The 24,949-nt window shown below is 42.2% G+C and carries 28 protein-coding genes and 1 other annotated feature; of the genes, 4 read left to right on the plus strand and 24 right to left on the minus strand.

The window, feature by feature from the left end; translation table 11 throughout:
• Positions 1-2: 2 nt before the first annotated feature.
• From yqeK to JOD21_RS01880, 6 genes are read right to left on the minus strand one after another with little or no spacing between them, the layout of a single operon-like run.
• On the minus strand, positions 3-566 hold the full coding sequence (gene yqeK, locus JOD21_RS01855) for a bis(5'-nucleosyl)-tetraphosphatase (symmetrical) YqeK (protein WP_204727940.1): 564 nt from the start codon (positions 564-566) through the stop codon (positions 3-5).
• The gene (locus tag JOD21_RS01860; protein ID WP_239581252.1) at positions 556-1,107 is read right to left on the minus strand and encodes a nicotinate-nucleotide adenylyltransferase; all 552 of its coding nucleotides are present in this window, start codon (positions 1,105-1,107) and stop codon (positions 556-558) included. Before JOD21_RS01860 ends, yqeK begins: the two co-directional genes overlap by 11 nt.
• Before the next feature lie 20 nt (positions 1,108-1,127).
• Positions 1,128-1,430, minus strand: a complete 303-nt coding sequence (yhbY, locus tag JOD21_RS01865; protein ID WP_041121060.1) for a ribosome assembly RNA-binding protein YhbY — start codon at positions 1,428-1,430, stop codon at positions 1,128-1,130.
• A 4-nt stretch (positions 1,431-1,434) separates the two neighbouring features.
• Positions 1,435-2,262, minus strand: a complete 828-nt coding sequence (gene aroE / locus JOD21_RS01870) for a shikimate dehydrogenase (protein WP_204727942.1) — start codon at positions 2,260-2,262, stop codon at positions 1,435-1,437.
• Positions 2,263-2,281: 19 nt separating this feature from the next.
• The gene (gene yqeH, locus JOD21_RS01875) at positions 2,282-3,388 is read right to left on the minus strand and encodes a ribosome biogenesis GTPase YqeH (RefSeq protein ID WP_338032849.1); all 1,107 of its coding nucleotides are present in this window, start codon (positions 3,386-3,388) and stop codon (positions 2,282-2,284) included.
• Positions 3,385-3,906: a YqeG family HAD IIIA-type phosphatase gene (locus JOD21_RS01880; RefSeq protein WP_204727944.1), complete on the minus strand. Its 522-nt coding sequence runs from the start codon at positions 3,904-3,906 to the stop codon at positions 3,385-3,387. The genes yqeH and JOD21_RS01880 overlap by 4 nt, the downstream gene beginning before the upstream one ends.
• 289 nt (positions 3,907-4,195) lie before the next feature.
• Here JOD21_RS01880 and sda point away from each other — a divergent pair, with 289 nt between their 5' ends.
• Together sda and sigK are read left to right on the plus strand one after the other, a co-directional pair.
• Positions 4,196-4,312: a sporulation histidine kinase inhibitor Sda gene (sda, locus tag JOD21_RS01885; RefSeq protein ID WP_204727945.1), complete on the plus strand. Its 117-nt coding sequence runs from the start codon at positions 4,196-4,198 to the stop codon at positions 4,310-4,312.
• 84 nt (positions 4,313-4,396) lie between these two features.
• Entirely contained in the window at positions 4,397-5,089 is a 693-nt protein-coding gene (gene sigK / locus JOD21_RS01890; RefSeq protein ID WP_204727946.1) for an RNA polymerase sporulation sigma factor SigK, read from the plus strand.
• Here sigK and mtnN read toward each other — a convergent pair.
• Positions 5,086-5,778 (minus strand): 5'-methylthioadenosine/S-adenosylhomocysteine nucleosidase, encoded by a 693-nt coding sequence (mtnN, locus tag JOD21_RS01895; RefSeq protein ID WP_204727947.1) that lies wholly within the window; start codon positions 5,776-5,778, stop codon positions 5,086-5,088. The genes sigK and mtnN overlap by 4 nt on opposite strands.
• Positions 5,779-5,893: 115 nt before the next feature.
• On the opposite strand from mtnN, the gene JOD21_RS01900 reads away from it, so the two are divergent.
• Positions 5,894-6,094: a YrzA family protein gene (locus JOD21_RS01900; RefSeq protein WP_204727948.1), complete on the plus strand. Its 201-nt coding sequence runs from the start codon at positions 5,894-5,896 to the stop codon at positions 6,092-6,094.
• Positions 6,095-6,134: 40 nt separating this feature from the next.
• Here the strand turns inward: JOD21_RS01900 and JOD21_RS01905 are convergent, their stop codons facing one another.
• From JOD21_RS01905 to cymR, 14 genes are all read right to left on the minus strand, one after another.
• Positions 6,135-6,854, minus strand: coding sequence for a DUF1510 family protein (locus JOD21_RS01905; RefSeq protein ID WP_204727949.1), 720 nt, complete (start codon positions 6,852-6,854; stop codon positions 6,135-6,137).
• A 231-nt stretch (positions 6,855-7,085) separates the two neighbouring features.
• Positions 7,086-7,562, minus strand: a complete 477-nt coding sequence (gene greA, locus JOD21_RS01910; protein WP_041121054.1) for a transcription elongation factor GreA — start codon at positions 7,560-7,562, stop codon at positions 7,086-7,088.
• Between the two features lie 115 nt (positions 7,563-7,677).
• Entirely contained in the window at positions 7,678-8,313 is a 636-nt protein-coding gene (gene udk, locus JOD21_RS01915) for a uridine kinase (protein WP_204727950.1), read from the minus strand.
• A 309-nt stretch (positions 8,314-8,622) separates the two neighbouring features.
• Entirely contained in the window at positions 8,623-9,258 is a 636-nt protein-coding gene (locus tag JOD21_RS01920; RefSeq protein ID WP_338032851.1) for an O-methyltransferase, read from the minus strand.
• A 153-nt stretch (positions 9,259-9,411) separates the two neighbouring features.
• On the minus strand, positions 9,412-10,596 hold the full coding sequence (gene mltG / locus JOD21_RS01925; RefSeq protein WP_239581254.1) for an endolytic transglycosylase MltG: 1,185 nt from the start codon (positions 10,594-10,596) through the stop codon (positions 9,412-9,414).
• 98 nt (positions 10,597-10,694) lie between these two features.
• Complete coding sequence (locus tag JOD21_RS01930; RefSeq protein ID WP_041121052.1) at positions 10,695-10,976, minus strand: DUF1292 domain-containing protein; 282 nt, start codon at positions 10,974-10,976, stop codon at positions 10,695-10,697.
• Positions 10,977-10,986: 10 nt separating this feature from the next.
• Positions 10,987-11,406, minus strand: coding sequence for a Holliday junction resolvase RuvX (gene ruvX, locus JOD21_RS01935; protein ID WP_204727951.1), 420 nt, complete (start codon positions 11,404-11,406; stop codon positions 10,987-10,989).
• A 2-nt stretch (positions 11,407-11,408) separates the two neighbouring features.
• Positions 11,409-11,675 (minus strand): IreB family regulatory phosphoprotein, encoded by a 267-nt coding sequence (locus JOD21_RS01940; protein ID WP_041121050.1) that lies wholly within the window; start codon positions 11,673-11,675, stop codon positions 11,409-11,411.
• Positions 11,676-11,751: 76 nt separating this feature from the next.
• Entirely contained in the window at positions 11,752-14,385 is a 2,634-nt protein-coding gene (gene alaS / locus JOD21_RS01945) for an alanine--tRNA ligase (protein ID WP_204727952.1), read from the minus strand.
• 63 nt (positions 14,386-14,448) lie between these two features.
• Positions 14,449-14,653, minus strand: a binding site (T-box leader).
• A gap of 45 nt (positions 14,654-14,698) precedes the next feature.
• A complete protein-coding gene (gene recD2 / locus JOD21_RS01950; RefSeq protein ID WP_204727953.1) occupies positions 14,699-17,077 on the minus strand; it encodes an SF1B family DNA helicase RecD2 in 2,379 nt (792 codons plus the stop codon).
• Between the two features lie 14 nt (positions 17,078-17,091).
• Positions 17,092-17,760: a tetratricopeptide repeat protein gene (locus tag JOD21_RS01955; RefSeq protein ID WP_204727954.1), complete on the minus strand. Its 669-nt coding sequence runs from the start codon at positions 17,758-17,760 to the stop codon at positions 17,092-17,094.
• Between the two features lie 101 nt (positions 17,761-17,861).
• Positions 17,862-18,977 (minus strand): tRNA 2-thiouridine(34) synthase MnmA, encoded by a 1,116-nt coding sequence (gene mnmA / locus JOD21_RS01960; RefSeq protein ID WP_204727955.1) that lies wholly within the window; start codon positions 18,975-18,977, stop codon positions 17,862-17,864.
• A gap of 25 nt (positions 18,978-19,002) precedes the next feature.
• Positions 19,003-20,139 carry a cysteine desulfurase family protein gene (locus JOD21_RS01965; protein WP_204727956.1) on the minus strand — a complete coding sequence of 379 codons (1,137 nt, stop codon included), beginning with the start codon at positions 20,137-20,139 and terminating at the stop codon, positions 19,003-19,005.
• Between the two features lie 16 nt (positions 20,140-20,155).
• Positions 20,156-20,575 (minus strand): cysteine metabolism transcriptional regulator CymR, encoded by a 420-nt coding sequence (cymR, locus tag JOD21_RS01970; protein WP_204727957.1) that lies wholly within the window; start codon positions 20,573-20,575, stop codon positions 20,156-20,158.
• A 114-nt stretch (positions 20,576-20,689) separates the two neighbouring features.
• Here cymR and JOD21_RS01975 point away from each other — a divergent pair, with 114 nt between their 5' ends.
• Positions 20,690-21,952, plus strand: a complete 1,263-nt coding sequence (locus JOD21_RS01975) for a replication-associated recombination protein A (RefSeq protein ID WP_204727958.1) — start codon at positions 20,690-20,692, stop codon at positions 21,950-21,952.
• 59 nt (positions 21,953-22,011) lie between these two features.
• On the opposite strand, the gene JOD21_RS01980 is transcribed toward JOD21_RS01975, so the two are convergent.
• The 3 genes from JOD21_RS01980 to JOD21_RS01990 form a co-directional block, all read right to left on the minus strand.
• Complete coding sequence (locus tag JOD21_RS01980; protein ID WP_204727959.1) at positions 22,012-22,953, minus strand: ABC transporter permease; 942 nt, start codon at positions 22,951-22,953, stop codon at positions 22,012-22,014.
• Positions 22,946-23,881 carry an ABC transporter ATP-binding protein gene (locus JOD21_RS01985; RefSeq protein WP_204727960.1) on the minus strand — a complete coding sequence of 312 codons (936 nt, stop codon included), beginning with the start codon at positions 23,879-23,881 and terminating at the stop codon, positions 22,946-22,948. Before JOD21_RS01985 ends, JOD21_RS01980 begins: the two co-directional genes overlap by 8 nt.
• 92 nt (positions 23,882-23,973) lie before the next feature.
• Complete coding sequence (locus JOD21_RS01990) at positions 23,974-24,732, minus strand: tRNA threonylcarbamoyladenosine dehydratase (RefSeq protein ID WP_041121040.1); 759 nt, start codon at positions 24,730-24,732, stop codon at positions 23,974-23,976.
• Between the last annotated feature and the right edge of the window lie 217 nt (positions 24,733-24,949).

A 24,949-nucleotide genomic window follows, 5' to 3' on the forward strand; every position in this document is an offset into this window, starting at 1 on the left:
ACTCATTTCTCCTTTTGCATGTATTCGTTATAAGTTGCCAGCGTATCCGGAAATACCGGCTGGCTTTTGCTGATCAGAAACAGAATGGATTGCTTAAGCGCTATTTTCATTGCCTGGTCAAGGTTCTGACCGGCTGTTTCTCTGACATTTTCAACACCGCTGAACGTTCTGCCCGGTTCTATATAATCTGCAATATAAATGATTTTTTCAAGCTTACTCATTCCCGGCCTTCCGGTTGTATGATATCTGATGGCATTCAGAATATCCTCATCGGCAACACCGTGCTGTTCTTCTGCGAGCACTGCACCAACAGGAGCGTGCCACAGTTCATGGTGAAAGTTCAGAAGTTCAGGATTTAAGTGTCGGCTTAAAATGATTTCTTTCATTTCCTGTTTATCATGGAATTTTGCCATATCATGAAGGGCTGCTGCGAGTGCAGCTTTGTCCGCATTTTCATCATGAGTGTTTGCCAGTTTTATGGCAGTATCAATTACGCCGAGCGTATGAATATACCTTTTTTCAGGAAGTATGTCTTTTACAATCTCTTTTGCTTCTTCAAGCTTCATAAAGTCCCTCCTTCAGAATATATCGGTACGCACGATCATGAATTAAATATCTGCAATCCTGCTTTTCAGCCAGGCGCTTTCTGATCACAGTTGATGACAGTTCCATCACCGGTCCATTGATCATGATGACGTTATCATCTTGGGCGCACTGATAGCCGGGTCTTTCGAATCCTGCAAATGTAAGCAGACGTTTCAATTCCTCAATCCGGTGCCAGGTCTCGAGTGACTCTATCATATCACCACCGATAATAAAGAAGAATGCTGTATCCGGTTCATGATGCGTTAAATGACTGATCGTGTCAAATGTATAAGAGGTACCTTCTCTCTGTATTTCAGTCAGGTCAAGCTTAAAGTAAGGTACATCTTCTATACTTTTTTCGATCAGCCGGCATCTGTCTTCCACACTGGTCTGACTTGATAACTTTTTATGCGGTGGAGCGGCATTCGGAATGAAACGCACTTCATCTAGTGATAGTGCATGATAAGCCTCATTAGCCATAATTAAGTGGGCGATATGGATCGGGTCAAATGTTCCGCCCATCAATCCTACCCTTTTTTTCATTATTTTCTTACTTTCGGCAGTTCAATTTTTTTATTTTCACGGGACTCTTTGTACAGAACAATTGTATGGCCGATAACCTGTACAAGCTCTGCTTTTGCGCCTTTTGAAAGTGCAGCTGCCACTTCATCTTTATCTTCTTCACAATTTTGAAGAATGCTTATTTTAATCAGTTCACGTACTTCAAGCGCCTCTGAGATCTGCTTGATCATGTTTTCATTCACGCCGCCTTTTCCTACCTGGAAAATTGGTGACAAGTTATGTGCTTCTGCACGAAGAAACCTTTTTTGTTTACCTGTTAACATAATTTCACTCCTGTTTCATATCTTTTGTTATTTTATTGATCATTGACGCTGTATCAGGTATTTTGTCAGTCCATTTCTCAAATGCCAGTGCACCCTGAAAGACAAACATCCCGACTCCATTAAGTATATCCGCTCCGGCCGCTTCAGCCTTTTTCAGAAACTGCGTTTTTAATGGATTATAGATGATATCAGCTGCGAGCGATCCTGCTTTCATCTCTGTAGCATCGAGTGCATGCTGATGTATATGAGGATACATCCCCTGAGACGTGGTATTAATGACAATATCAAAAAGGCCAATCTGATGCTGCGCTGCAGCCAGGTCCATACTGTCACCAGTCAGGCCATGCGATTCGATGAGCTGATCAGCTTTTATTACTGTACGGTTTGCGATACTGATTTTTTCCGCGCCAAATGAGTGCAGTGAGCCTGCAATTCCTTTTGCGGCACCACCTGCACCAATTATTAAAATTTGGCTGTCTGACACTTCCTTAGTTGTGCGCTTTGTCAAAAGAGACTTTAGAAATCCATCGCCGTCTGTATTATAACCATAACTTTTTCCATCTCTGATCACTACTGTGTTTACTGCACCGAGTTCCGTGGCACGGTCCTCAACCTCATCGAGATACTGAATGATGTTTTCTTTATGAGGAATGGTCACATTATACCCTGAAAAATTTCTTTTTCTGAGGTCTTCAATCTGCTCCCCGAGCTGGTCAGGAGGAACTTCTAATGCCTCATAGCTTCCTTTTAATCCGCATTCCTTCAGCCAGCTATTATGCATAAATGGCGATTTGGAATGATGAATCGGATAGCCGATTACTGCAAGCTTCATAAGTTGCTCCCCCTCCCGATCAGATTAATGACTTTCTGATAATCGCGCTTACGCCTTCCGGAACATAAGCGGCCACTTTTACGCCGGGTTCGTTAATTGTAATCCACCCGAGACCTGAAAATACAATATCCATTTTTCCTTCTTTTACATTAAACTCGTGACGTTTCAAAGGAGGAAATGATTCAAGATCTTCCTGCCTTGGTGGTGAGAGCATCTCTCCCAGATGACGCTCATATAAGTCATCTGCTTTTTCAAGCTTTGTTCTGTGAATATCCAGTTCATTTGAAAAATAGCATGTGAAAGAATTTCTATTCCCGCTAATAAAATCAAATCTGGCCAGTCCTGCGATAAATAGTGTCTGTTCTTCATTAAGCTGGAACACTTTTGGTTTCAGTTCTTTTTTCGGCAGTACTTTTTTCAAGTCCTGCTTGTTCACTACATGAGCCATCTGATCACGGTTAATAATACCCGGTGTATCAATGATAGCCTTACCGTCGTCAAGGGGAATCTCAATCATATCAAGCGTTGTACCAGGGAACTGGGATGTTGTAATGATATCCTCTTCACCTGTTACTTCTTTAATAATACGGTTAATCAATGTTGACTTCCCAACATTCGTACAGCCGACAACATATACATCGCGGCCTTTACGTTCTCTGTCGATCGCCTCAAGTACATCCTGAATATGATGACCTTTATCAGCGCTGCAGAGCAGAACATCAATCGGTTTTAACCCCATCTGACTCGCTTCATACTTCATCCAGTTGATCAGTTTGTTCGGCTTAGCAGACTTAGGCAATACATCCGCTTTATTCCCGATTAAAAGAACGGGATTCTTACCTACAAACCGGTGTAGCCCTGTCAGAAAACTGCCGTTGAAATCTGTGATATCCACCACTTTAACGATCAGTGCATCGGCTTCTCCCAGACCATTTAAGATCTTAAGAAAATCATCATCTGTCAGCGCAACATCCTGTACCTCATTGTAGTGTTTCAGCTTAAAACAGCGCTGGCATACAATCTGCTCTCTCTCTAAGCTGGATGGAGGCGCATATCCCAGACCGTTTTTATCAATCGTCTGGATTTCCACACCGCAGCCGATACAAGTAATTTTTTCCTCACTCACTTTTTGTCCTCCCATTGAATCATGTTTTTTCTTTTAAAGAAGTTAAGCAGTCTTTTTTCAATGACACGGTTAAACTTTGTGAAAAAACCATCAGTTTTCGCTACCGGTACAACTAATATGGTATAAAGCTTATTTAAGTTACCACCTAATACGTCTGTCATCAGCTGATCCCCGATGACAACAGTTTCATCTTTATTGACATTCATATCTCTAATTGCACGTCTGAAAGCACGTCCCATAGGCTTTCTGGCATGATAGATAAAAGGAATACCAATCGGGTTTGAAAATGCTTCAACTCTCAGCTGGTTATTGTTCGACACAATTGTGACCAGAATGCCTTCTTTTTGCATCCCCTCAAGCCATGCAGTCAGCTTCGGTGTAGCTTCTTTTCTATCCCATTCAACCAATGTATTATCAAGGTCTGTAATAATCGCTTTTATTCCCTGCTCTTTGAGTTTAGCAGGTGTTATTTCAAACACGCTGTCTACGTATTCATTAGGCAAAAATAGTTTTATCATTGTTCTCCACCTCTTCACTTCAAGTCTATATCATACATCATCTGCCTGGTTAGTTCAAAATGAATCTTTTATTAATCTATTACACAAATCGTTCGACAAATATCGTCTTTCGCTTTTTCCTGTGGATAACTTTACTGTATCTCAATCGTCTGACCTTATCATATATTTAACCCTTATTAACATCTTTTACACAGGTTATACACTATGACCTGTGGATAAGGGAACGCTTGTTCTTTATTCAGTGGTCTGATACGATTTTGCTATGGATATTTGAAAGGAGAACACCTTCATGAATGAACTATCACTTGACGCTTTAATTCAGGCATATGAAGCAGCAAAAAAACAAAAGCTTTCAGACGATTTTCTGGAGCTCCTTGAACAGGAAATTTTAAAGAAAAAGAATTAAAGAAACTCGAGATAAATGAGTAGGACTGGCAAGTTTTCTGATTTTTTTCATACGGTTAAATAACCGGTGAAAGGAGGAGAAGACTTGTCATTTTTTTTAATTTTATCGGCGATTATTGACCTGCCGGCTCTGACAGGCTATTTTAAGCAGAACGCTTTTCCTGAACCTTTAAGTAAAGAGGAAGAAAAGAATGCGATTTTGAGGCTGCAAAATGGTGATGACGAGGCAAAGAACCTGCTCATTGAACACAACCTCAGACTTGTTGCACATATCATCAAGAAATTTGAAAATACAGGAGAGTCTGTGGAGGACCTGATTTCAATCGGTACAATCGGATTGATCAAAGCAATTGACAGCTATTCCTATGATAAAGGAACAAAACTTGCAACCTATGCAGCCAGGTGTATCGAGAATGAAGTTCTCATGTTTTTACGTTCACTCAAAAAAACAAAAAAAGATATCTCGCTTCATGATCCGATTGGTGAAGACAAAGACGGACACGCCATTAGTCTGATTGACGTACTGCAGAGTGAAGATGAAGAAGTGGATGAACTGATTGTACAGAAAATGAGCGGAGAGAAAATCAGGCAGGTCGTCACAAAACTCGATGACAGGGAACGTGAGGTGATTACTGCACGATTTGGTATGAATGGTCAGGATGAAAAAACGCAGCGGGAGATCGCAAAGGAACTGGGGATCTCGAGAAGCTACGTTTCAAGAATTGAAAAAAGAGCATTAATGAAATTGTTTCATCACTTTGATGATGATCAGGATTAAAGTTCTTCAGTCATTTTCATAATCAGGTTCGCAGAATTTACTGCTGCTGTTTTAAGATACTGATCAAAAGATACATGTGATTCTTTACCTGCAATATCAGAGAGTGACCTGATAATGACAAACGGTGTATCATATTGATGGGCCACCTGGGCAATTGCTGCTGCTTCCATTTCAAGAGCCTGCAAATCTTCAAATTTACCCTGCAGCGCTTCAACTCTCTGCGGATCATTCATGAAGGAATCACCTGTTGCAATCAATCCCGCAACAGACTTGATATCACCGATTGATTTTGTACAGGAAAGAGCGGTCTCCTTTAGTTTTGCATCTGCCACAAAAGCAGCAGGCATCCCCGGAACCTGTCCATATTCGTAATTAAAAGCAGTAACATCAACGTCATGATGTCTTACTTCATTAGAAATCACTACATCTCCTACACTTAGTGAAGGATCAAAACCACCGGCTGACCCGGTATTAATGATACGGTCCGGATTAAATCTTTCCATTAGAATAGTCGTTGTCATCGCAGCATTTACTTTACCAATACCGCTTTTAACAAGCACGACTTCTTTTCCGCGAAGAATACCGGATGTGAATTCACTATTAGCAATGGTCTCAGTCCGGATATCTTCCATACTATTGCGAAGGTATTCAACCTCCTCTTCCATTGCGCCAATTATACCTATTCTCATCAAAATCCCTGCCTTCTGTGTCAATCTGAAAACTTATTAGAACTTACCATAACAGCCCGTAAAGTTCAATCTTCCCATGGTATAATAGCTTAAAATTGAAGAAGGGAGAACCGGGATGAGTTTTCAGCTTGATTTAATCAAAGATAAGGTTGAGTTTTTTGAAGCTGGCACGTTAAATGAACTTGAGAAAAAAATCCAGGCTCAAATTGACAATAATCAGGCACTGATGCTTTACGTACATCAGGTACAACATCAGACAGTATTTACACCTGAAGGCAGACCTTATTATACGGCGAGTGTACATTTCAAATCATAAAAAAGATGCTGCATCGTCTGCAGCATCTTTTCAGGTTCTTTTACAGTTGATCTACTTTTACGGGTTTCCAGCCTTTTTTGTCCACCCATTCCAGGTGAACACTGTATTGTGCAGCCGGAGCATCAGGTGATGACACTTTTACAACAGAGTTTTGCGGGCCTCCATCATTTCCAACCCACCATACAGTCATCGTGTTCATATCAAGACCTGTCGCATAAGCAGCGGCTTTCAACTTTTCATTCCAGTCCACGCTGCCTTCAACGTAGGATGAAGTGTGTTGACCAGTTTGTTCTGTGCCAACAGGCTTCCACTCTCCATCATCAGGACTGGCAGTTTCCTCTGCTGCAGCTGTATCACGCTCTTCTTTTTCACGTTTCTTCTTTTCAGCTTCTTCTTTTTTCTTTGCTTCTTCTTCCTTTTCTTTCTCCTTCTTCGTCTCAGAGGCATTGTTGTCCTCATCAGACTCACGGTTTGTGTCGTTATTTTCCTGATCTTCATCTTCAGCGTCTATTTCAGTTACAGACAGTTCATTGTTTTCAGGATCTTCATTCTTCTCTTCATCATTTTTAGAAGCATTCTCCTGGACCTGTTCAGCAATTGATTTTTCTTCTTCAGGTTCAGCTGCCTGATTTTCATTACTCCCAAGAAAAATAAATGCTGATACACCTGCGATCAGTAATAACACAACTGCAATAGAACCATTTAACAGTATATTTTCTTTCCTTTTTTTGCTTTGTAATTTTGTTCTGGAATTATTCATTTTCTCACTCCTCGTTCAACTCTTCCCTGATCATATAAATCTAAACCAGCATATCATGAGCACCTGCTGTATTCACAAGAGCCGCTATTCCTTTTATCAAAACAGGACGTCTGACCTGCAAGTATTAGACGCATACAACTGATAAAAGTTACATCTAAGTAAAAAAAGAGACTGAACAATTGCTTCAGTCTCCTCTGACGGGTCATTGCACCCGATTGTGGCAGTGCATACTTAATTGATTGATGTAATGCGGACGTCCATGTCTCCGCCAGGTGTCTGTACTTTCACTTCATCTCCTACAACCCTACCAATCAGACTTTTAGCAATTGGCGAATCGTTAGAGATTTTTCCTTCAAACGGGTCAGCTTCTGCACTTCCGACGATTGTGTATGATTCTTCATCACCATCAGGAAGTTCAACGAATGTCACTGTTTTACCCAGAGAAACGACGCCGTCAAGCGCCTGATCATCTTCAATAATTTTTGCATTACGGATCATAGACTCAAGTGTTGAAATGCGTCCTTCAACGAATGCCTGCTCTTCTTTAGCAGAGTCATACTCTGAGTTCTCTGAGAGATCTCCAAAGCTTCTTGCGATTTTAATTCTCTCTACAACTTCTTTTCTCTTTACTGATTTCAGATTTTCAAGCTCGTGCTCAAGCTTTTGTTTACCTTCTTCAGTCATTGGATATACTTTTTCGTTTGCCAAATCCCTTCACTCCTTTAAAAAATGCATGAGTTCTTTCATGCTATGTGATTGAAACCCCTTTTATGAAGTATGCTAAAAAGAGGATAAATTATCCTCTTCAGCCTTTGCTATCATATTACACAATAGACTTTTGTTCAAGAATTGTTTGAATTTTCGTTACCATCAAATCAATCGCAACGTGATTCTGTCCGCCTTCAGGAATAATAATATCAGCATAACGTTTTGTCGGCTCAATAAACTGATTATGCATTGGGCGTACGACATTGATATACTGATCAACAACTGAATCTATTGTACGTCCTCTTTCGTTAATGTCACGCAGCATCCGGCGGATAATCCGGAGATCAGAATCTGTATCTACATAAAGTTTGATGTCCATCAGATTTCTAAGGCGATCATCTTCTAAAACAAGAATTCCTTCGACTATAATAACATCTTTTGGTTCTACAGGAATTGTTTTTTCAGATCTTGTATGAACTGTATAGTCATATACAGGCTTTTCAATCGCTTTGCGTTCAAGCAGCATACCGATATGCTCAATCAAAAGATCATTATCAAATGCAAGCGGGTGATCATAGTTTGTTTTCAGACGCTCCTCATAAGGAATATCACTTTGATCTTTATAATAGTAATCCTGTTCAATAATAGCGATCGATTGATCCTGAAAAACATCGTAGATTGCTTTTGTTACAGATGTTTTTCCTGACCCTGAACCGCCTGTTACACCAATAATAACGGGTTTATTTTTCATTTTGCCGTTAGCTCCTTTCTCATTCTCGTTGAGTGGACGCAGCGGCTTATTCACTTTAAATTTTGCAATTTGAAGCGGATGTATGGCAGCGTCTAATCCTTTATTGTTAGCTATGTTAAAGTTGGCTGTTGATTTCCGCTGCAGGGGGAACGCTGCAATCATCAGCTATGCTTAAACAACATTAGGCTTTAACATAGCTTTACTGCTAAAGCTTCCAATCTATAATTCAATCATAAGTTGGACTGTTTTCACAAGTTTTGTGTCTTTAAGTACTGCGGTCTGAACGGTGATATTTATTAGCAAAACGATTTACTTTCTTTTACTGATTGTCAGACCGTCGCCTACAGGAAGGATGATCGTGTGATAATGTTCATTTGCTGCGATCCACTGGTTGAAGCGGTCAAGCTTTCTGAGCATTTGTCTGACGTTACGGCTTTCATTACCTGTCTGCTCTGCTACTAACCCTTTAAACAGGACATTATCTGTATAGACAGTCACCTCATCCGTAAAGTACGGTTCGTACATTTCAAAGAAGCGGATATTCTGGCTTTTCGCAGCATCTATAAAGGCGGCATCGAATAGCCCAAAGGATGAAACCTGTTCAGAAATCTCAAGCGCATCTCCTTCTAACAGGTGGATACGATCCTGAAAACCTGACTTTTTAACAAATTCTCTGGCCAGCTCAGCTCTCTCGGGGTCCCTTTCAATTGATATGATATGTGTCTGTGGAAGAGCCTCAGCCATTCTGATAGCTGAAAAGCCGATCGCCGTGCCAATTTCAAGGATCCGGACAGGATTCTGTACTCTGAGTAATTGAAGAAGTGTTTCAATTCCTTCAGGTTCCATAATAGGCACCTCATGAATACGCGCATATTCAGCCATTTCATCAGCCAGCTCTGAGCGCAGGGGATAGAGACTTTTAATATATTGATGGACTTTATCCACTATTTTCTCACCTTTTCTGATCTAAGCATCCATAAAAAAGAGCGTTCACTTACTACCCCTTTAAGGGCTGTAGTGATAAACGCTAAAAAATACTTTATCTATTCTAACATAAAATCAGAGGGAAAGTGAATGTTCTTTCCCTCTTTCATCATTTTATTCCTCATCATTTACACTGTAGATGTATTGTTCTGCTTTCTGCTCATGTTCTTCGAGCGTTTCTGAGTAATACATCGCGCCGTCTTCAGCTGATGTCAGGAAGTAATAGTACTCAGAATCTTCCGGATTGATTGCCGCTTCAATTGATGTCGCGCCAGGTGCTGCGATTGGTCCAGGCGGAAGTCCCTGTACCTGATACGTGTTATAAGGGTCCTGGATTTCAAGGTCTTCAAATAGTACTCTTTCCTGCCACTCACCTTTTGCATATAACACTGTCGGGTCAGTCTGCAGCGGCATTCCTTCTTCCATGCGATTATAAAAAATGCCCGCAATCATTGATCTGTCTGTCGTGGCTGCCGCCTCTTCTTCAAGTAGCGAAGCCATTGTAATCAGGTCATGTACAGTCATGACTTTTGCTTCTTCAGCACCTGTTCCCGTATAATCACCTTCAGCAAATTCAGGGAGCAGATCCCGGTAAGGTGCTACATTTGTATCCATGGCATCCACCATCTGAGTAATAATCTCTTCAAGAGAAGGATTTTCCTCATAGTACGGATAAGTCGCAGGGAACAGATAGCCTTCAAGTGCAATCTTTACGTTTTCACCTTTCACCTCTTCTGTGATCAGCGAAGGATATTTCTCCATCAGAGAATTAATAAAAGCTTCATCTGTTACTTTTTCCATGAACTCTTCCTGCGTATAGTCGGTGTTTTCAGCAATAATATCACCGATTTCCTCAAGCCTTAAACCTTCAGGAATTGTCACATTAAATAATGGCTCATGATAAACTCTTCCTGTCTTCAGACTTTCTGTAATTTCACTCAGTGTCATAGCCGGAGACAAATTATACGTACCTGCCTGAAATTCAGATTCATTGTTAAACTTCAGATAGTATTTATAGACCTGAGCATTTTTGATAACACCGCTATCCTCAAGCGTCTGTGAGATTCCATCTACTGATGAACCGATTGGAATTTCAACTGAAATGGCGTTTTCATCTGTCTCATCCATCGGTTCAAGTGCTGAGCTGATATATGAATAAGCCCCAAGTGCTGCGCCAATTGATAGAAACACAAAGACGATCAATAAAATAAATACAATCTTTCTTACCTGTCTGGCTTCATTTTTTCTTTCCTGCAAGTTCAGCTTCCACTGATCTATTAAACTTGATTTTTCGCTCAATCAATTTCCCCCCAAAAACTGGTGCTCAATTTTCTCAATGGTCTCATTATACAATAAAAATAAGCGGGGGCAAATAGCTGCCCCCGCTTTCGGTTATCTTACTCGTTTTCTTCCTCATCAAGGAAAGTATTCAGCATTTCCTCAATCAGATCCCATTCTTCTTCTGATTCAACAGGCTTCAGTTCGCCTTCAGAATTTTCATCATTCGGCTCGAATGATGACGCATGGATTTCAATTTCCTCTTCTTCTGTATCTCCTACCGGATAGTAAAGTACATATGATTTTTGAAATTGATCTGAATCAAAAGTAAATAGTACTTCGCAAAGCACTTCATTTCCCTGCTCATCAATTACTGTAATCTGCTTTTCTCCGTGTTCCATTTCAGTCACCTCATTTAGTATTGCTGTCTAGATACCCTTGAAGGATCATAACAGCTGCCATTTTATCAATTACTTTTTTTCTTTTACCTCTGCTCATATCTGCTTCGAGCAGCACACGTTCAGCTGCCATTGTACTTAAGCGCTCATCCCAGTAGACAATCTCAGCATCAATTCTTCTACCGAGCATATCACCATAACGCTGACTGGCTTCAGCTCGTGGACCAAGCGAATTATTCATATTTTTAGGAAGACCGATGACGATTTTCGAAACGTCATGTTCTTCGGCTATTTCTATGATCCGCTTAAAGCCAAACTGACCGGCAGCTTCATTAATTTTTACTGTTTCAATCCCCTGGGCTGTCCACCCGAGGGCATCACTGACGGCGACTCCAATTGTTTTAGAGCCGACGTCAAGTCCCATAATTTTCATTTTCAACCCTCTTTATGCTGCTGAAGGTAAAACTTCACCAATTCTTCAATGATTTCGTCCCGTTCCAATTTACGGATAACATTCCTCGCATCCTGATGACGTGGAATATAGGCTGGGTCACCTGATAAGAGATACCCCACTATCTGATTGATCGGATTGTAGCCTTTTTCTTCGAGTGCTTCAAATACCTGAACAAGAACCCGCTGTACTTCCTGATCAGCTGAATCATCTCCAAAGTCAAACCGCATCGTTTTATCAAATGAGCTCATCAACAACACCTCACTACGGAATCACATTCATTCCAATTATCCAACTATTGCTATTGTACACCAGATAGCAACAGAATCAAATTGATTTAACCCATTCAGGCACAAATTGAAGAGCTTCCTCTACCCGTGAAGGATCTTTACCTCCTGCCTGAGCCATATCAGGACGGCCTCCGCCTCCGCCTCCGCAGATAGCAGCAATTTCTTTAATCAGTTTGCCTGCATGGTAACCCTGGTCAATAAGATCTTTCGTCACACCTGCAATCATCTGTACCTTTCCATCATTCACTGCGATCAGTACAAGTACACCTGAACCGATTTTGTTTTTCACATCATCAGCCATCGTTCTAAGTGTATTCATATCAGATGCCTGAACTTTTTCTGCAAGGACTGAGACGCCATCGATATTCTGAACGCGATCCATGATATTTTTAGCTTCAATATTGGATAGTTTCGCGTGTAGAGATTCGTTTTCACGCTGGACAGATTTAAGGTCAGTCTGAATTGCTTCGATCCGGCTTTCAAGATCTTTCGGGTTGGATTTCAGCACTGCTGCAGAACGATTAAGCACGTCGATCTGTTCATTCATCAGTCGGTAAGCTGACTCACCCGTTACTGCTTCAATACGTCTTGTACCTGCACCGATTCCTGCTTCAGATGCAATTCTGAATAACCCGATCTCAGCAGTATTGCCAACATGGCAGCCGCCGCAAAGCTCAAGGCTGTAGTCCCCGATTGATACAACACGGACTTCAGAGCCGTACTTTTCACCGAATAATGCCATTGCACCCATTGCTTTTGCTTCATCAAGTGATTTAATATCTGTGCCCACAGAGTAGCTTGTCCAGATCTTTTGGTTTACAATCTCTTCAATTTTGCTTAATTCTTCTTTGGTTACCTGACCAAAGTGTGAAAAGTCAAAGCGCAGACGGTCTGGTGAAACCAGTGAACCAGCCTGATTGACATGGTCACCAAGTACATCTTTTAAGGCCTGATGCAGCAGATGGGTTGCTGTATGATTTTTTGTAATCTTATTTCGTGCTGCATCACTGACGCTTGCAATTACGCTGTCACCCTTCTTAATTGAACCGCTCACAACCGTTCCTGTATGAAGGTTCTGTCCGTTCGGTGCTTTTTTAACATCGTTTACTTCAATGACACAGCCTTCATGTGTAACAGTCCCTTTATCACCAATCTGACCGCCGCTTTCCGCATAAAACGGTGTCTCTGCAAGTACAAACTGGATGTCGGTTCCTTCAGAAGCTTCTGTCGCAAATTCACCATTGATAACTAAATCCTCTAGAGTAGTCGTATGCGAAAGTCTGTTATACCCTACGAATTCACTTTGTGTATGGATGTCACCAAGCACTCCACCCTGAACCTGCATGGACCCGCTTTCCTGGCGTGCAGCTCTCGCGCGGCTGCGCTGGCCTTCCATCTCTTTTTCAAAACCTCGCTGATCAATTGAGAGACTATTTTCTTCAGCGTATTCCTGGGTAAGCTCTACCGGGAATCCGAAAGTATCATACAGTCTGAAGACATCTGTTCCGCTGATTTCATTCGAACCGTCTACCTTTGCTTTTTTCATCAGGTCAGTCAGAATCGCAAGACCTTCATTCAGCGTTTCGTGGAAGCGCTCTTCTTCTGTCTTAATGACTTTCTGGATGAATTCCTGCTTGCTTTTCACTTCAGGATAGAAATCAATCATAATATCAGCTACTACCGTTACAAGTTCATACATGAACGGGCGGTTGATGCCGATTTGTTTAGCGTAGCGGACAGCTCTTCTAAGCAGGCGACGTAATACGTACCCTCTGCCTTCATTTGAAGGAAGTGCTCCGTCACCCACAGCGAATGCGACTGTTCTGATATGGTCAGCAACCACCTTAAACGCTGTATCTTCTTCACTATTCTGTCCGTAACGTCTTTTTGCAATTAGCTCAGTTGCTTCGATGATCGGCATAAACAGATCTGTTTCAAAATTTGTGGGAACATCCTGAACGACGCACGCCATTCTCTCAAGTCCCATCCCTGTATCAATGTTTTTCTTAGGAAGCGGGGTATATGTGTCATCTGCATTGTGGTTGAACTGTGAGAACACCAGGTTCCAGATTTCAAGGTACCGCTCATTTTCCCCGCCTGCATATAATTCAGGGTCAGTCGGGTCGTTCCCGTACTCTTCACCGCGGTCATAGAAGATTTCAGAATTAGGTCCACTTGGTCCTTCTCCGATATCCCAGAAGTTGCCTTCGAGTCTGATGATTCTTTCTGCAGGAACACCAACTTTTTTATGCCAGATATCATAAGCTTCATCATCTTCAGGGTGGATCGTCACTGAAAGTTTCTCAGGGTCAAAACCGATCCATTTTTCTGACGTCAGAAACTCCCATGCCCATTCAATTGCTTCTTCCTTGAAGTACTCACCAATTGAAAAGTTACCCAGCATTTCAAAGAATGTGTGGTGTCTGGCTGTTTTACCGACATTTTCAATATCATTTGTACGGATCGATTTTTGTGCATTCACGATTCTCGGGTTTGCCGGAATAACACGTCCGTCAAAATATTTTTTCAGCGTCGCAACACCGCTGTTAATCCATAGCAGTGACGGATCTTCGTGCGGTACAAGTGAAGCACTTGGTTCCACATCGTGTTTTTTCTCTTTAAAGAAATCTAAGTACATTTGTCTGATTTGTGCACCAGTCCACTTTTCCATCATAGTTCCTCCTTAAAATTCCCGAATCGTCTGAGACAACAAAAAAAAGGGTCCTCAATCCTACACAGGGACGAGATAACACTCGCGGTACCACCCTGGTTATGGGATTGAAAACCCATCACTCTCATTGCTTTAACGCAGCAGACGGCAGTTTTTCACTGCACTCCGGACCAGCTTTCCACTGACGCTCCATTAAATTCCTTTCAGCCTGAGGGAATTCTCTCTTTAAATGAGTCATTCAGCGTACTTGTTCCTTCTTCGAGATTCATTATTCTACCTGAAATTATATGAGAGATCATGAGGGTTTGTCAATTCAACCTTGAGATGTTTCAAGAAAATCGTAAGGCGTGACCCCTTCCATTCCAATCATCGGATCTGCCCCACCTTCAAAAGGATCAGCATTTTCATCAGTTACCTCAACTGCACCAGCAAGTCTCTCAGTCAATGAGGTCATCCGTTTTAAGTCATCTTTTCTTTCAACGCCGTACCGGAAAGCATCTTCTTCCCCACACATAATCAGAAATTTACTGCTTCTGGTGATCGCTGTGTAAAGCAGGTTTCTTCTAAGCATTCTTGAGTAACTTTTCACAACCGGAAGGACCACAATCGGAAATTCACTTCCCTGGGATTTATGAATGGAGCAGCAGAATGCATGAGTAATCTGATTCAGATCCTGTCTTGTATAAGTGACTTCAACTCCGTCAAATGAAACCAGAATCATATCCTGCTTTTCAGTATTTTCCTTCGCGTAAAAAATGGAAATCACTTCACCCATATCACCGTTAAAAACATTGCTTTCGGGCTGATTTACAAGCTGCAGCACCTTATCACCAATCCGGTACACAATGTCTCCCCACTTCAGTTCTTTCCTGGATCCATCATCATTAGGATTCATCAGCTGCTGCAGCAGTGCATTCAGCTTATCAATCCCTGCCGGACCTCTGTACATGGGTGCAAGTACCTGAATGTCTTTAGCTGTATACCCTTTTTTCATTGCATTTTTTACAACTTTTCCAACAACCTCGTCCATCTGCGCAGCTCTGCAGGGGATAAATGATCTGTCAGCAAAAGGCTTTCTGATCGTGTCAGGCACCTGTCCTTTTTTCATATGGTGAGCAAGCTCAATAATAGAGGATCCTTCTTCCTGACGGTAAATATCGGTGAGCTCAACTGCAGGGACTTTTTTTGCTTCAAGAAGGTCCTGCAGCACTTGACCCGGCCCTACTGAAGGAAGCTGATCCTGATCCCCAACCAGTATCACCTGCATAGAATCCGGTACAGCCTGCAGGAGCTTATTCGCAAGCCATGTATCAACCATTGACATCTCATCAATAATTAAAAGTCTGCCTGAAATCATTCTGTCGTCGTCTTCCTCATCCATATCTTCCTGACCGTTAAACCCAAGCAGACGGTGGATCGTCATTGCTTTCAGACCGGTTGATTCCGTCATTCTTTTCGCAGCTCTTCCGGTAGGAGCGGCCAGCACAACAGGGAAGGGATCGTCTTTTGCATACTGATCAGGGTCAAGTGACAGCCCGTGAAGCTCAGCGTAAAGCTCAACAATCCCTTTAATAACAGTTGTTTTTCCGGTACCCGGACCCCCTGTCAGGATCATCATGGGAGAAGACAGTGCGGTTTGAATTGCTTCTTTTTGAGAAGGTGCATATGTAACACTGATTCTCTCTTCCAGGTCACCGAGTGCCAGCAGAAATTCCGCTTCCGGGAACTGATCGTATATATCAGTGTTTGAGATCAGGCGATCGATGCTTGAAGCGATTCCAACTTCTGAAAAATACAGTGAAGGCAGATAAACTTTTTTATTTTCCCCGACAATTTTTGTTTCTTCATGCAATTCAACCAGACGTCCTGATATATCACTGTACTCAATTTTTTCGGGCTGGTGTTTTTCAAGCAGTTCCTTCACTCTGATCAGCAGCTGTTTTGAGTCAGCATACACGTGACCTTCCTGCATGGATAATTGCGTGATTGTATACAGACAGGCAGCTTTAATTCTGTCAGGGTGTTTACCTGAAAGTCCCAGCTGCCTTCCAAGTTCATCAGCCTTACCAAAGCCCACTCCCTCAATATCATGTACGAGCTGATAAGGATTCTTCTCAATCACCTCAACAGTCGTTTCCTGGTAAAACTGATAGATCTTCATCGAAAGCTGCGGACCAAATCCCCAGTCATTTAACAGCACCATGATGCGCTCTAACCCCTGATGTTCAATCAACACTTCATGGATGTGGTGAGCTTTCTCCTCTGAGAGCTTTGGCACTTCAAAAAGAACAGATTCATTTTCCATGATTTTTGAAATGGCATTTTCTCCGAGCGTATCAACAATTTTTTCTGCAGTCTTTCTGCCGATTCCGTTGAATAAATCACTTGAAAGATAGTGGATAATTCCCTGCTTGGTCTGAGGCAGCTCCTTTTTAAACCGTTCAGCGATGAACTGGGGGCCAAAGCGCGGATGCTCTTTCACTTTACCGTAAAAAACGTACGTATCATCCTCCTGCATCGATGGAAAGTGACCGGTTACAACCATTTCCTTCTCTGCATTTGCAATGTTTGTGTCAGACACACGGATCCTTACGACTGAATACATATTGTCTTCATTGTAAAATATAGATACGATCAGCGTTCCTTTTACGTATAGTTCTTCAGTAAACAGATCCGTCTGCTGCCCCTTCATGAAAGACTCCTCCTTTAATTCCCTTCGATTGCCTGCTGCATGATTTTACGTCCGTTGAGTGCAAGATAATGACCAGGCTGCACATCAATTGCCTGCTCAAAACAGCTCAGCGCTTTTTTTGCATCTTCCTCGAATCCTGCATAAGCAACACCGAGGTTATATAGTGCGTCCGCGTGATCTGCGTCAAGTTCCACTGCACGGCGTAATGCGGTAATCGCTTCAGTACCGTGTTCAAGATTAGCAAGCGCAAGTCCATACTGAAAATGTGCTTCAGCATCTTCAGGTGACAATTCAACTGCCCTCTGAAGATATGGTACAGCAAGTTTCACCTGATCATTATTCATGAATGACATGCCAAGCATAAAATAGGCATCGTGGTCTTCAAGTCCCGCCTTCAGTGCTTTTTCGTATAACACAGCCGCTTCCTGAAAACGTTCCTGATTATAATACAGATTAGCGAGTGCATAGTATGCTGCTCCGGCATTTTCGTCGAGCGTCAGTGCTTTTTGGTAAAATCGTTCTGCTTTTTCAATTTCCTCAAATCTTGCAAGAATGTTTCCAAAATTAATATAAGCAGCAGGGTCTTCAGGGTTTTTCTCAATCTGTTCATTCAGAAGCTTTAAGGCTTCTTCAATGTCACCTTTTTGAATCAGTTCAATTGCTTTTTCATTTAAAGATTGCATTTATTGTGTCTCCTTCGATCATCTTAGTTTGGGCTAGTATATCATACGGCACAAAAAATGACCTGATGTGAGAACGGCTCACAAAAGGTCATGTTATCTGATTATCCGACGTACATCAGCTGCTTTGAGCTTTTAAAGATCTTGTCAATTGTACCGCCGCCAAGGCATTCATCTCCATTATACAAAACAACTGCCTGTCCCGGAGTGACTGCACGTACCGGCTCATCAAATACAATCTCTGCACTGCCGTCATCTTTCATATGAACTGTCACACCCTGATCGGGCTGACGATAGCGGAATTTTGCTGTACAGTGAAACGGCTCTGTTGGCGCATTGTCAGATGTGAAGCCCATTTTAACAGCTGTAATCGAATCTGAGTAAAGCGATTCGTGTTCAAAACCCTGTCCGACATACAGCTCATTTGTTTCAAGGTTTTTACCTAAAACAAACCATGGCTCACCTGATCCACCGATACCAAGTCCATGACGCTGACCGATTGTGTAATACATCAGGCCGTCATGACTGCCGACTTTTTCGCCTTCCATTGTGACCATATTACCCGGCTGTGCAGGAAGATACTGGCTGAGGAACTCCTTAAAGTTTCTTTCACCGATAAAACAGATGCCTGTGCTGTCTTTTTTAGCAGCTGTTGCAAGTCCTGCTTCAGCAGCAATTTTTCTGACTTCCTTTTTATCAATATCACCGATTGGGAACATCACTTTTTCGAGCTGATCCTGAGACAGTTGATTAAGGAAGTAGGTCTGATCTTTATTCTGATCTAGTCCACGAAGCATTTTCACTTCACCGTCAGCGCGGTCAATGCGTGCATAATGGCCTGTTGCAAGGTAATCTGCTCCAAGCTTCATTGCATGATCGAGAAATGCCTTGAATTTGATTTCTTTATTACACATGACATCAGGATTTGGCGTTCTGCCGGCTTTATATTCTTCCAGGAAATAAGTAAATACTTTATCCCAGTACTGTTTTTCAAAATTGACCGCATAATAGGGAATTCCTATCTGGTTACACACACGGATCACATCATTATAGTCTTCTGTTGCTGTACAAACGCCATTTTCGTCTGTATCATCCCAGTTTTTCATAAAAATTCCGATGACGTCATACCCCTGCTGCTTCAGTAAGTATGCAGCAACAGATGAATCAACGCCTCCGGACATCCCGACAATTACTCTTGTTTCAGCGGGTGTTTTCGTCATATATATCACCTTTACTTATCAGCCGCTAAAAGCGTGCTGTCATTTTCTTAAGACTTTGTGCAATCGTTACAGCGTCTTCAGCAGTATTGTTATAACCGAAGCTGAAGCGGACCGAATTAAACAATTTGTCACTATCAGCGCCATACATTGCCGATAGCACATGTGAGGGCTCTACAGACCCTGCAGTACAGGCTGAACCGCTTGAAGCTGCAATGCCTTCAAGGTCAAGATTAATCAGGAGCGATTCAATCTCAGCACCCGGAATGCTTAAGTTTATCATGTGCGGCATTGCATGCTCAAGAGATCCGTTCACTTCATATTGTACGCCTGCATCGTTCAGTTCACTCAAAAGCGTTTCCTTGATTTTAAAAAGGTGCTCCGCTTTTTCTTCCTGATGATCAAAAGCATATTTAACCGCTTCAGCAAAACCCGCAATTGCAGCCAGATTCTCTGTGCCGGCTCTTTTCTTTCGCTCCTGCTCCCCGCCAAACACTGTTGGCTGGTGAGGTGTTCCATTTTTTATATAGAGAAAACCTGCACCCTTGGGTCCATTAATTTTATGAGAGGACACTGACAGCATATCAATCCCGTCATTCGTAACATTGAGGTCAATAAGGCCAAATGCCTGAACGGCGTCTGTATGAAAAACTGCCTGATGATCTTTCAACTGCTCACCGATTTCACTGATTGGCTGAAGCGTTCCTGATTCATTATTGCCATACATCACAGTGACAAGAATGGTATCTTCACGCAATGCTGCCTTAAATTCCTCTATACTGATTCTTCCATTCTCATCAACACCCAGGTACGTTACATCAAATCCCCGACGTTCAAGCTCTTCGCAGGGATGCAGTACTGCATGGTGTTCAACTGCAGTCGTAATAATGTGATTACCCCTATTTTTCATTGCTTCCACTGTACCGAAAATGGCGAGGTTATCAGCTTCCGTTCCCCCGCTCGTAAAATGAATTTCATTAAAATGAACGCCAAGCTTGTCAGCAATCAGCGTTCTGGCATCGTCAAGTATTTTTCTTGCTGCTCTCCCTGTCTGATGAATACTCGAAGGATTCCCATAAGTCTCTTCCATGACTTTGATCATCACTGAAGTGACTTCAGGAAGCATCGGGGTAGTTGCAGCATGGTCAGCATAAATTCTATTCAAACTAAAAACCCTCCTGTTAAATGTAGAACATATAAGCGTCTGATTCGCCTTCTTCTGTATAATTCGCTAAGTCTTCTATCGTTGTGTGATCAAGCACATTCCTCACAGCATCTCTGATTCTGATCCAGAGCTCTTTTTGCGGCGGCGCTTCATTTTCAAGGCCTTCTACAGGACTGATTGGCCCTTCAAGCGTTCTAATAATGTCACCGGCAGAAATGTTTGCAGGTTCGTCTGCAAGGATATATCCACCATATGCACCCCGGACACTTTTAACAAAGCCTGAATTTCTGAGTGGTGCGATCAGCTGTTCAAGATAATGTTCAGATAAATTATGAGTTGTTGCAATTGATTTCAGAGAGATCGGGCCTTCCCCGTAATTTTTTGCCAGTTCAATCATGATTGTCAGACCATAGCGGCCTTTCGTTGAGACTTTCATGTGTCATCCACCTTTTCGCCTTTTTGCTTTTGCCATTATAGCATATAACCTTTAGAATTGGCATGAATGCAATCTATTGGATTATGATGAAGACAATGAAACGGAGGAGATCTTATGGCTGTTAAACCACTTGCATACAGAATGCGGCCGGCTGAAATTAATGAAATCATCGGGCAGACCCACCTCGTTGGAGAGGGAAAGATTATCAGAAGAATGGTTGATGCAAACCAGCTGTCATCGATGATTTTATACGGTCCTCCCGGAATTGGTAAAACGTCTATTGCCTCAGCCATTGCAGGCAGTACGAAATATGCTTTTAGAATGCTGAATGCGGTGTCCAACAATAAAAAAGATATGGAAGCAGTAGTACAGGAAGGAAAAATGTCTGGCAGAGTGATTCTGCTGCTTGATGAAGTCCATCGTCTCGATAAAGCAAAGCAGGATTTCCTGCTTCCACACTTAGAGAGTGGAACAGTTATCCTCATCGGGGCGACGACGAGTAATCCTTATCATGCAATTAACCCCGCGATCAGAAGCAGAGTCCAAATATTTGAATTAAAACCGCTGAATGCAGAGGAAATGAAAGCTGCTGTTGAACGGGCGATTCATGATGCTGACAGAGGATTTGGAGATAAGAAGATTAAGATTTCAAAAGAAGCTGTCAGTCACTTTGCCACAGCAAGCGGCGGGGATGTCAGAAGTGCCCTGAACGCACTTGAACTTGCCGTATTGTCATCAAAAGAAGATGATGAAGGTAGCATAACCATCTCACTTCAGACTGCAGAAGAATGTCTGCAGAAAAAATATTTTTCACATGATAAAGACGGTGATGCCCATTATGATGTGATGAGTGCATTTCAAAAATCAATACGCGGGAGTGATGCCAACGCAGCTTTGCATTATCTTGCAAGGCTGATTGAAGCGGGAGACCTGCCGACGATCGCACGCCGCCTGCTGGTCATTGCATATGAAGATATCGGACTCGCCAGTCCCCAGGCAGGACAGAGAACACTTGCAGCGATTGAGTCTGCTGAGAGGCTTGGCTTTCCTGAAGCAAGGATTCCACTGGCAAACGCTGTCATTGAATTATGTCTGTCTCCAAAATCAAATTCAGCCATTTCAGCGATCGAAAGCGCTCTAGCTGATATCCGTAAAGGAAAAGCGGGTGCTGTTCCCGACCATCTGAAGGATGCTCATTACGAGGGAGCTGAAAAAATGGGTCGCGGTACCGAATACAAGTATCCACACAGTTATCCGGGCGGATGGGTTGCCCAGCAATACTTGCCTGACACGATAAAAAAAGCTGTCTATTACGAACCGAAAGAAACCGGTAAATTCGAACAGGCATTAAAGCAGATTTATCAGAAATTAAAATAAGGCCGGGACAACATTGTCCCAGCCTTTCTTTGTCTAATTAGTTCACTTGTATATCGTTTTTATGAAGCGATATCTCTTTTCGTAAATACAGTAAATGCAAGCGTCATAAATACCGCGAAATAAATCACAAGCATAATAATGGAAAACTGCATGGTCATACCATCAACAATCGGCATATTCATTTCATACTGCGAAAGGTTGGTATTTGCAAACAGACTGTATTTTGCCCAGTCATAATAGGCTGCAATAAATCCTGTTGCCGTTCCGCCTACAAATAACAGAAACAGACTGATTCCAATAGCCAGCGAGCTGTTACGGAATACAGCTGAAATCATAAATGCCATTGTTGTCAGCATAATCACATCAAGAGAATTGAAAAGATATAGTCTTACAACATACGCGGCCATACTTTTTTCAACAACCTGGCCATCCTCAAATACTAAGCGGACAGAAGAACCAGGGTCGAAAAAGATCAGACCCAATATGACAGAAATCACGGCTGTAATTGCAACAAGGCATAAACCAAATGCGCCCACGGTGATGAATTTAGATAAAAGGATTTTCCATCTGGCAATCGGCCGGATCATCAGCAGTTTGATTGTCCCCCATGAAAACTCACTTGCTACAATCCCCGAAGCCACAACAATTGCAAATAACCCTATAAGAGAGATAAGGAAAGTACTGTTTTCAAGATAAGACCAGAATGTATCCATTGTATTTGGCGCAATGTCATTTTCAAGCGCATATTCGTTAATTGCAATTCGTTCTGCCGGATCGTCACCCATAAATCCAGCTTCACCGGTTTCAATCATCTGCTCGAGTCTGGCATTATCTGCCTGCAGCTGCTCCTGCCACGTCTGATTCTGATCTTCACCAATAGAATTGATGAACAGCATAATGACTGTTGCAGCAATCGCTGCTAAAACGACTGCCCCGATCATGACATAAGTAGCTGCTCTTGAAAACAGCTTCATCCATTCATTCCTCATAAGATTAAACATGAGCAGGTTCCCCCTTTTGTTCTGATGTTACTTCGAGGAACCTGTCTTCAAGTGATTTAGCAGCTTTTGCAGCTCCGAACACAGATAATCCTTCTTCTACACACCATTTAATAATTGCCGGTATCTCTTCTTTTTTACAATTAATCAGCAGGTCATCCTGTACAAGCTTGATTTCAAATGCAGGAAAAGCCTGTCTCATGCTATCTGCAATTTGCGCTGCACCTGAGATTTCAATTTTATAGACATGGGACTGGTTACCGACAAAGTCCTCAATCAGCTGAACATCTTTCAGTTTACCGTTTTGAATAATACCGATCCGGTCACACATCATTTCCATCTCTGAAAGCAGGTGACTCGATACAATGACAGCCATGTCACGTTCTCTTGCAAGTCTTCTTATGTAATCACGGATTTCACGGATACCTGCCGGGTCCAGACCGTTAGTCGGTTCGTCAAGAATCAATACCTTCGGGTCATGCAGAAGACTCTGCGCAATACCGAGGCGCTGTCTCATACCTAATGAATAAGTTTTCACTTTATCGTTGATGCGTTTTTCAAGTCCGACGAGCTTAACCACCTCATCGATTTTTTCTTTTGAGATCCCTTTATACATACGTGAGTAGTGAATAAGGTTTTTGTACCCGGACATAAATTTGTACATCTCAGGATTTTCCACGATTGCACCTACGTGCTGGACCGCACCTTCAAAATCGTCTTTCACACTTTTACCATTTACGATAATGTCACCTGATGACAGTTTCATCAGCCCCACAATCATACGGATTGTTGTTGTTTTACCTGCACCGTTAGGACCAAGGAACCCAAATACCTCACCGCTGAAAACATTAAATGAAATGTCGTCTATTATCGTTTTGCTGCGTATCTTCTTTGTGACATGTTTTAATTCCACTACTGTCTGCTGACTCATTTTCCACTCCCCTTTTTTCTTATTACTATGTGTTACGCATATAATGGAAAAAAGTTTCAGACAAAATAAAAAAACGGCTGAATCGCCGTTTTTTATCTGACTGTTTTAATTTCAATATCTTTTAAGAATTCTCTCATCACATAGCTTGCTGCAATTAAACCTGCTGCTGAAGGTACAAATGCATTTGATGAAGGCGGCATTTTAGCTTTTCTGATCGGTGCGTTTTCTTTTCCGACTGTTTTATTGACTTCTTCACGCGTTACGATCGGACTTTCATCTGAAAAGATCACCGGAATTCCTTTTTGAATACCGTCTTTTCTCAGGTGTTTTCTTATTATTTTCGCAATTGGATCTGTATGCGTTTTTGAAATATCTGCAATCTGGAAACGTGTCGGATCCATTTTATTTGCAGCACCCATACTTGAAATAATCGGAATGTTTCTGTTCAGACATTCTTTCATCAGATGGATTTTATATGAAATCGTATCTGAAGCATCTACAACGAAGTCGAGTCCGTAACTGAAGAATTCTTCATACGTTTCTTCTGTATAAAACATCTTCAGTGAATGGACTTCACATTCAGGATTAATGTCTGCAATTCTTTCTTTCATCAGATCTGCCTTTGGCTGACCCACTGTTGAGAGAAGTGCAATGATCTGGCGGTTGACGTTTGTAATATCCACATCGTCTTTATCTACAAGGATTAAGCGGCCGACTCCGCTTCTCGCGAGGGCCTCCGCTGCAAATGAGCCTACTCCTCCGATTCCGAGAACTGCTACTGTTTTACCTTTTAAAAGATCAAGTCCTTCTGACCCGATCGCAAGTTCGTTTCTTGAAAATTGATGAAGCATGTAATCAACTCCGTTAATTGGATTTGCGCCTTTTAGAATAGCTTATTATCGTGCTGGATGCAACTTAAATCCGATAACTCTGCCCTTAATTAGAAGCTCTGTTAAAGTTGGCTGTTGATTTCCGCTCCAGGGGGAACGCTTTCCGCAGGGCGTGCGGTGAGCCTCCTCGCGCTTCGCGCTGCGGGGTCTCACCTGTCACGCTTCTCCTGCTGGAGTC

The sequence above is a fragment of the Jeotgalibacillus terrae genome (assembly GCF_016908195.1).
Classification (GTDB): domain Bacteria; phylum Bacillota; class Bacilli; order Bacillales; family Jeotgalibacillaceae; genus Jeotgalibacillus; species Jeotgalibacillus terrae.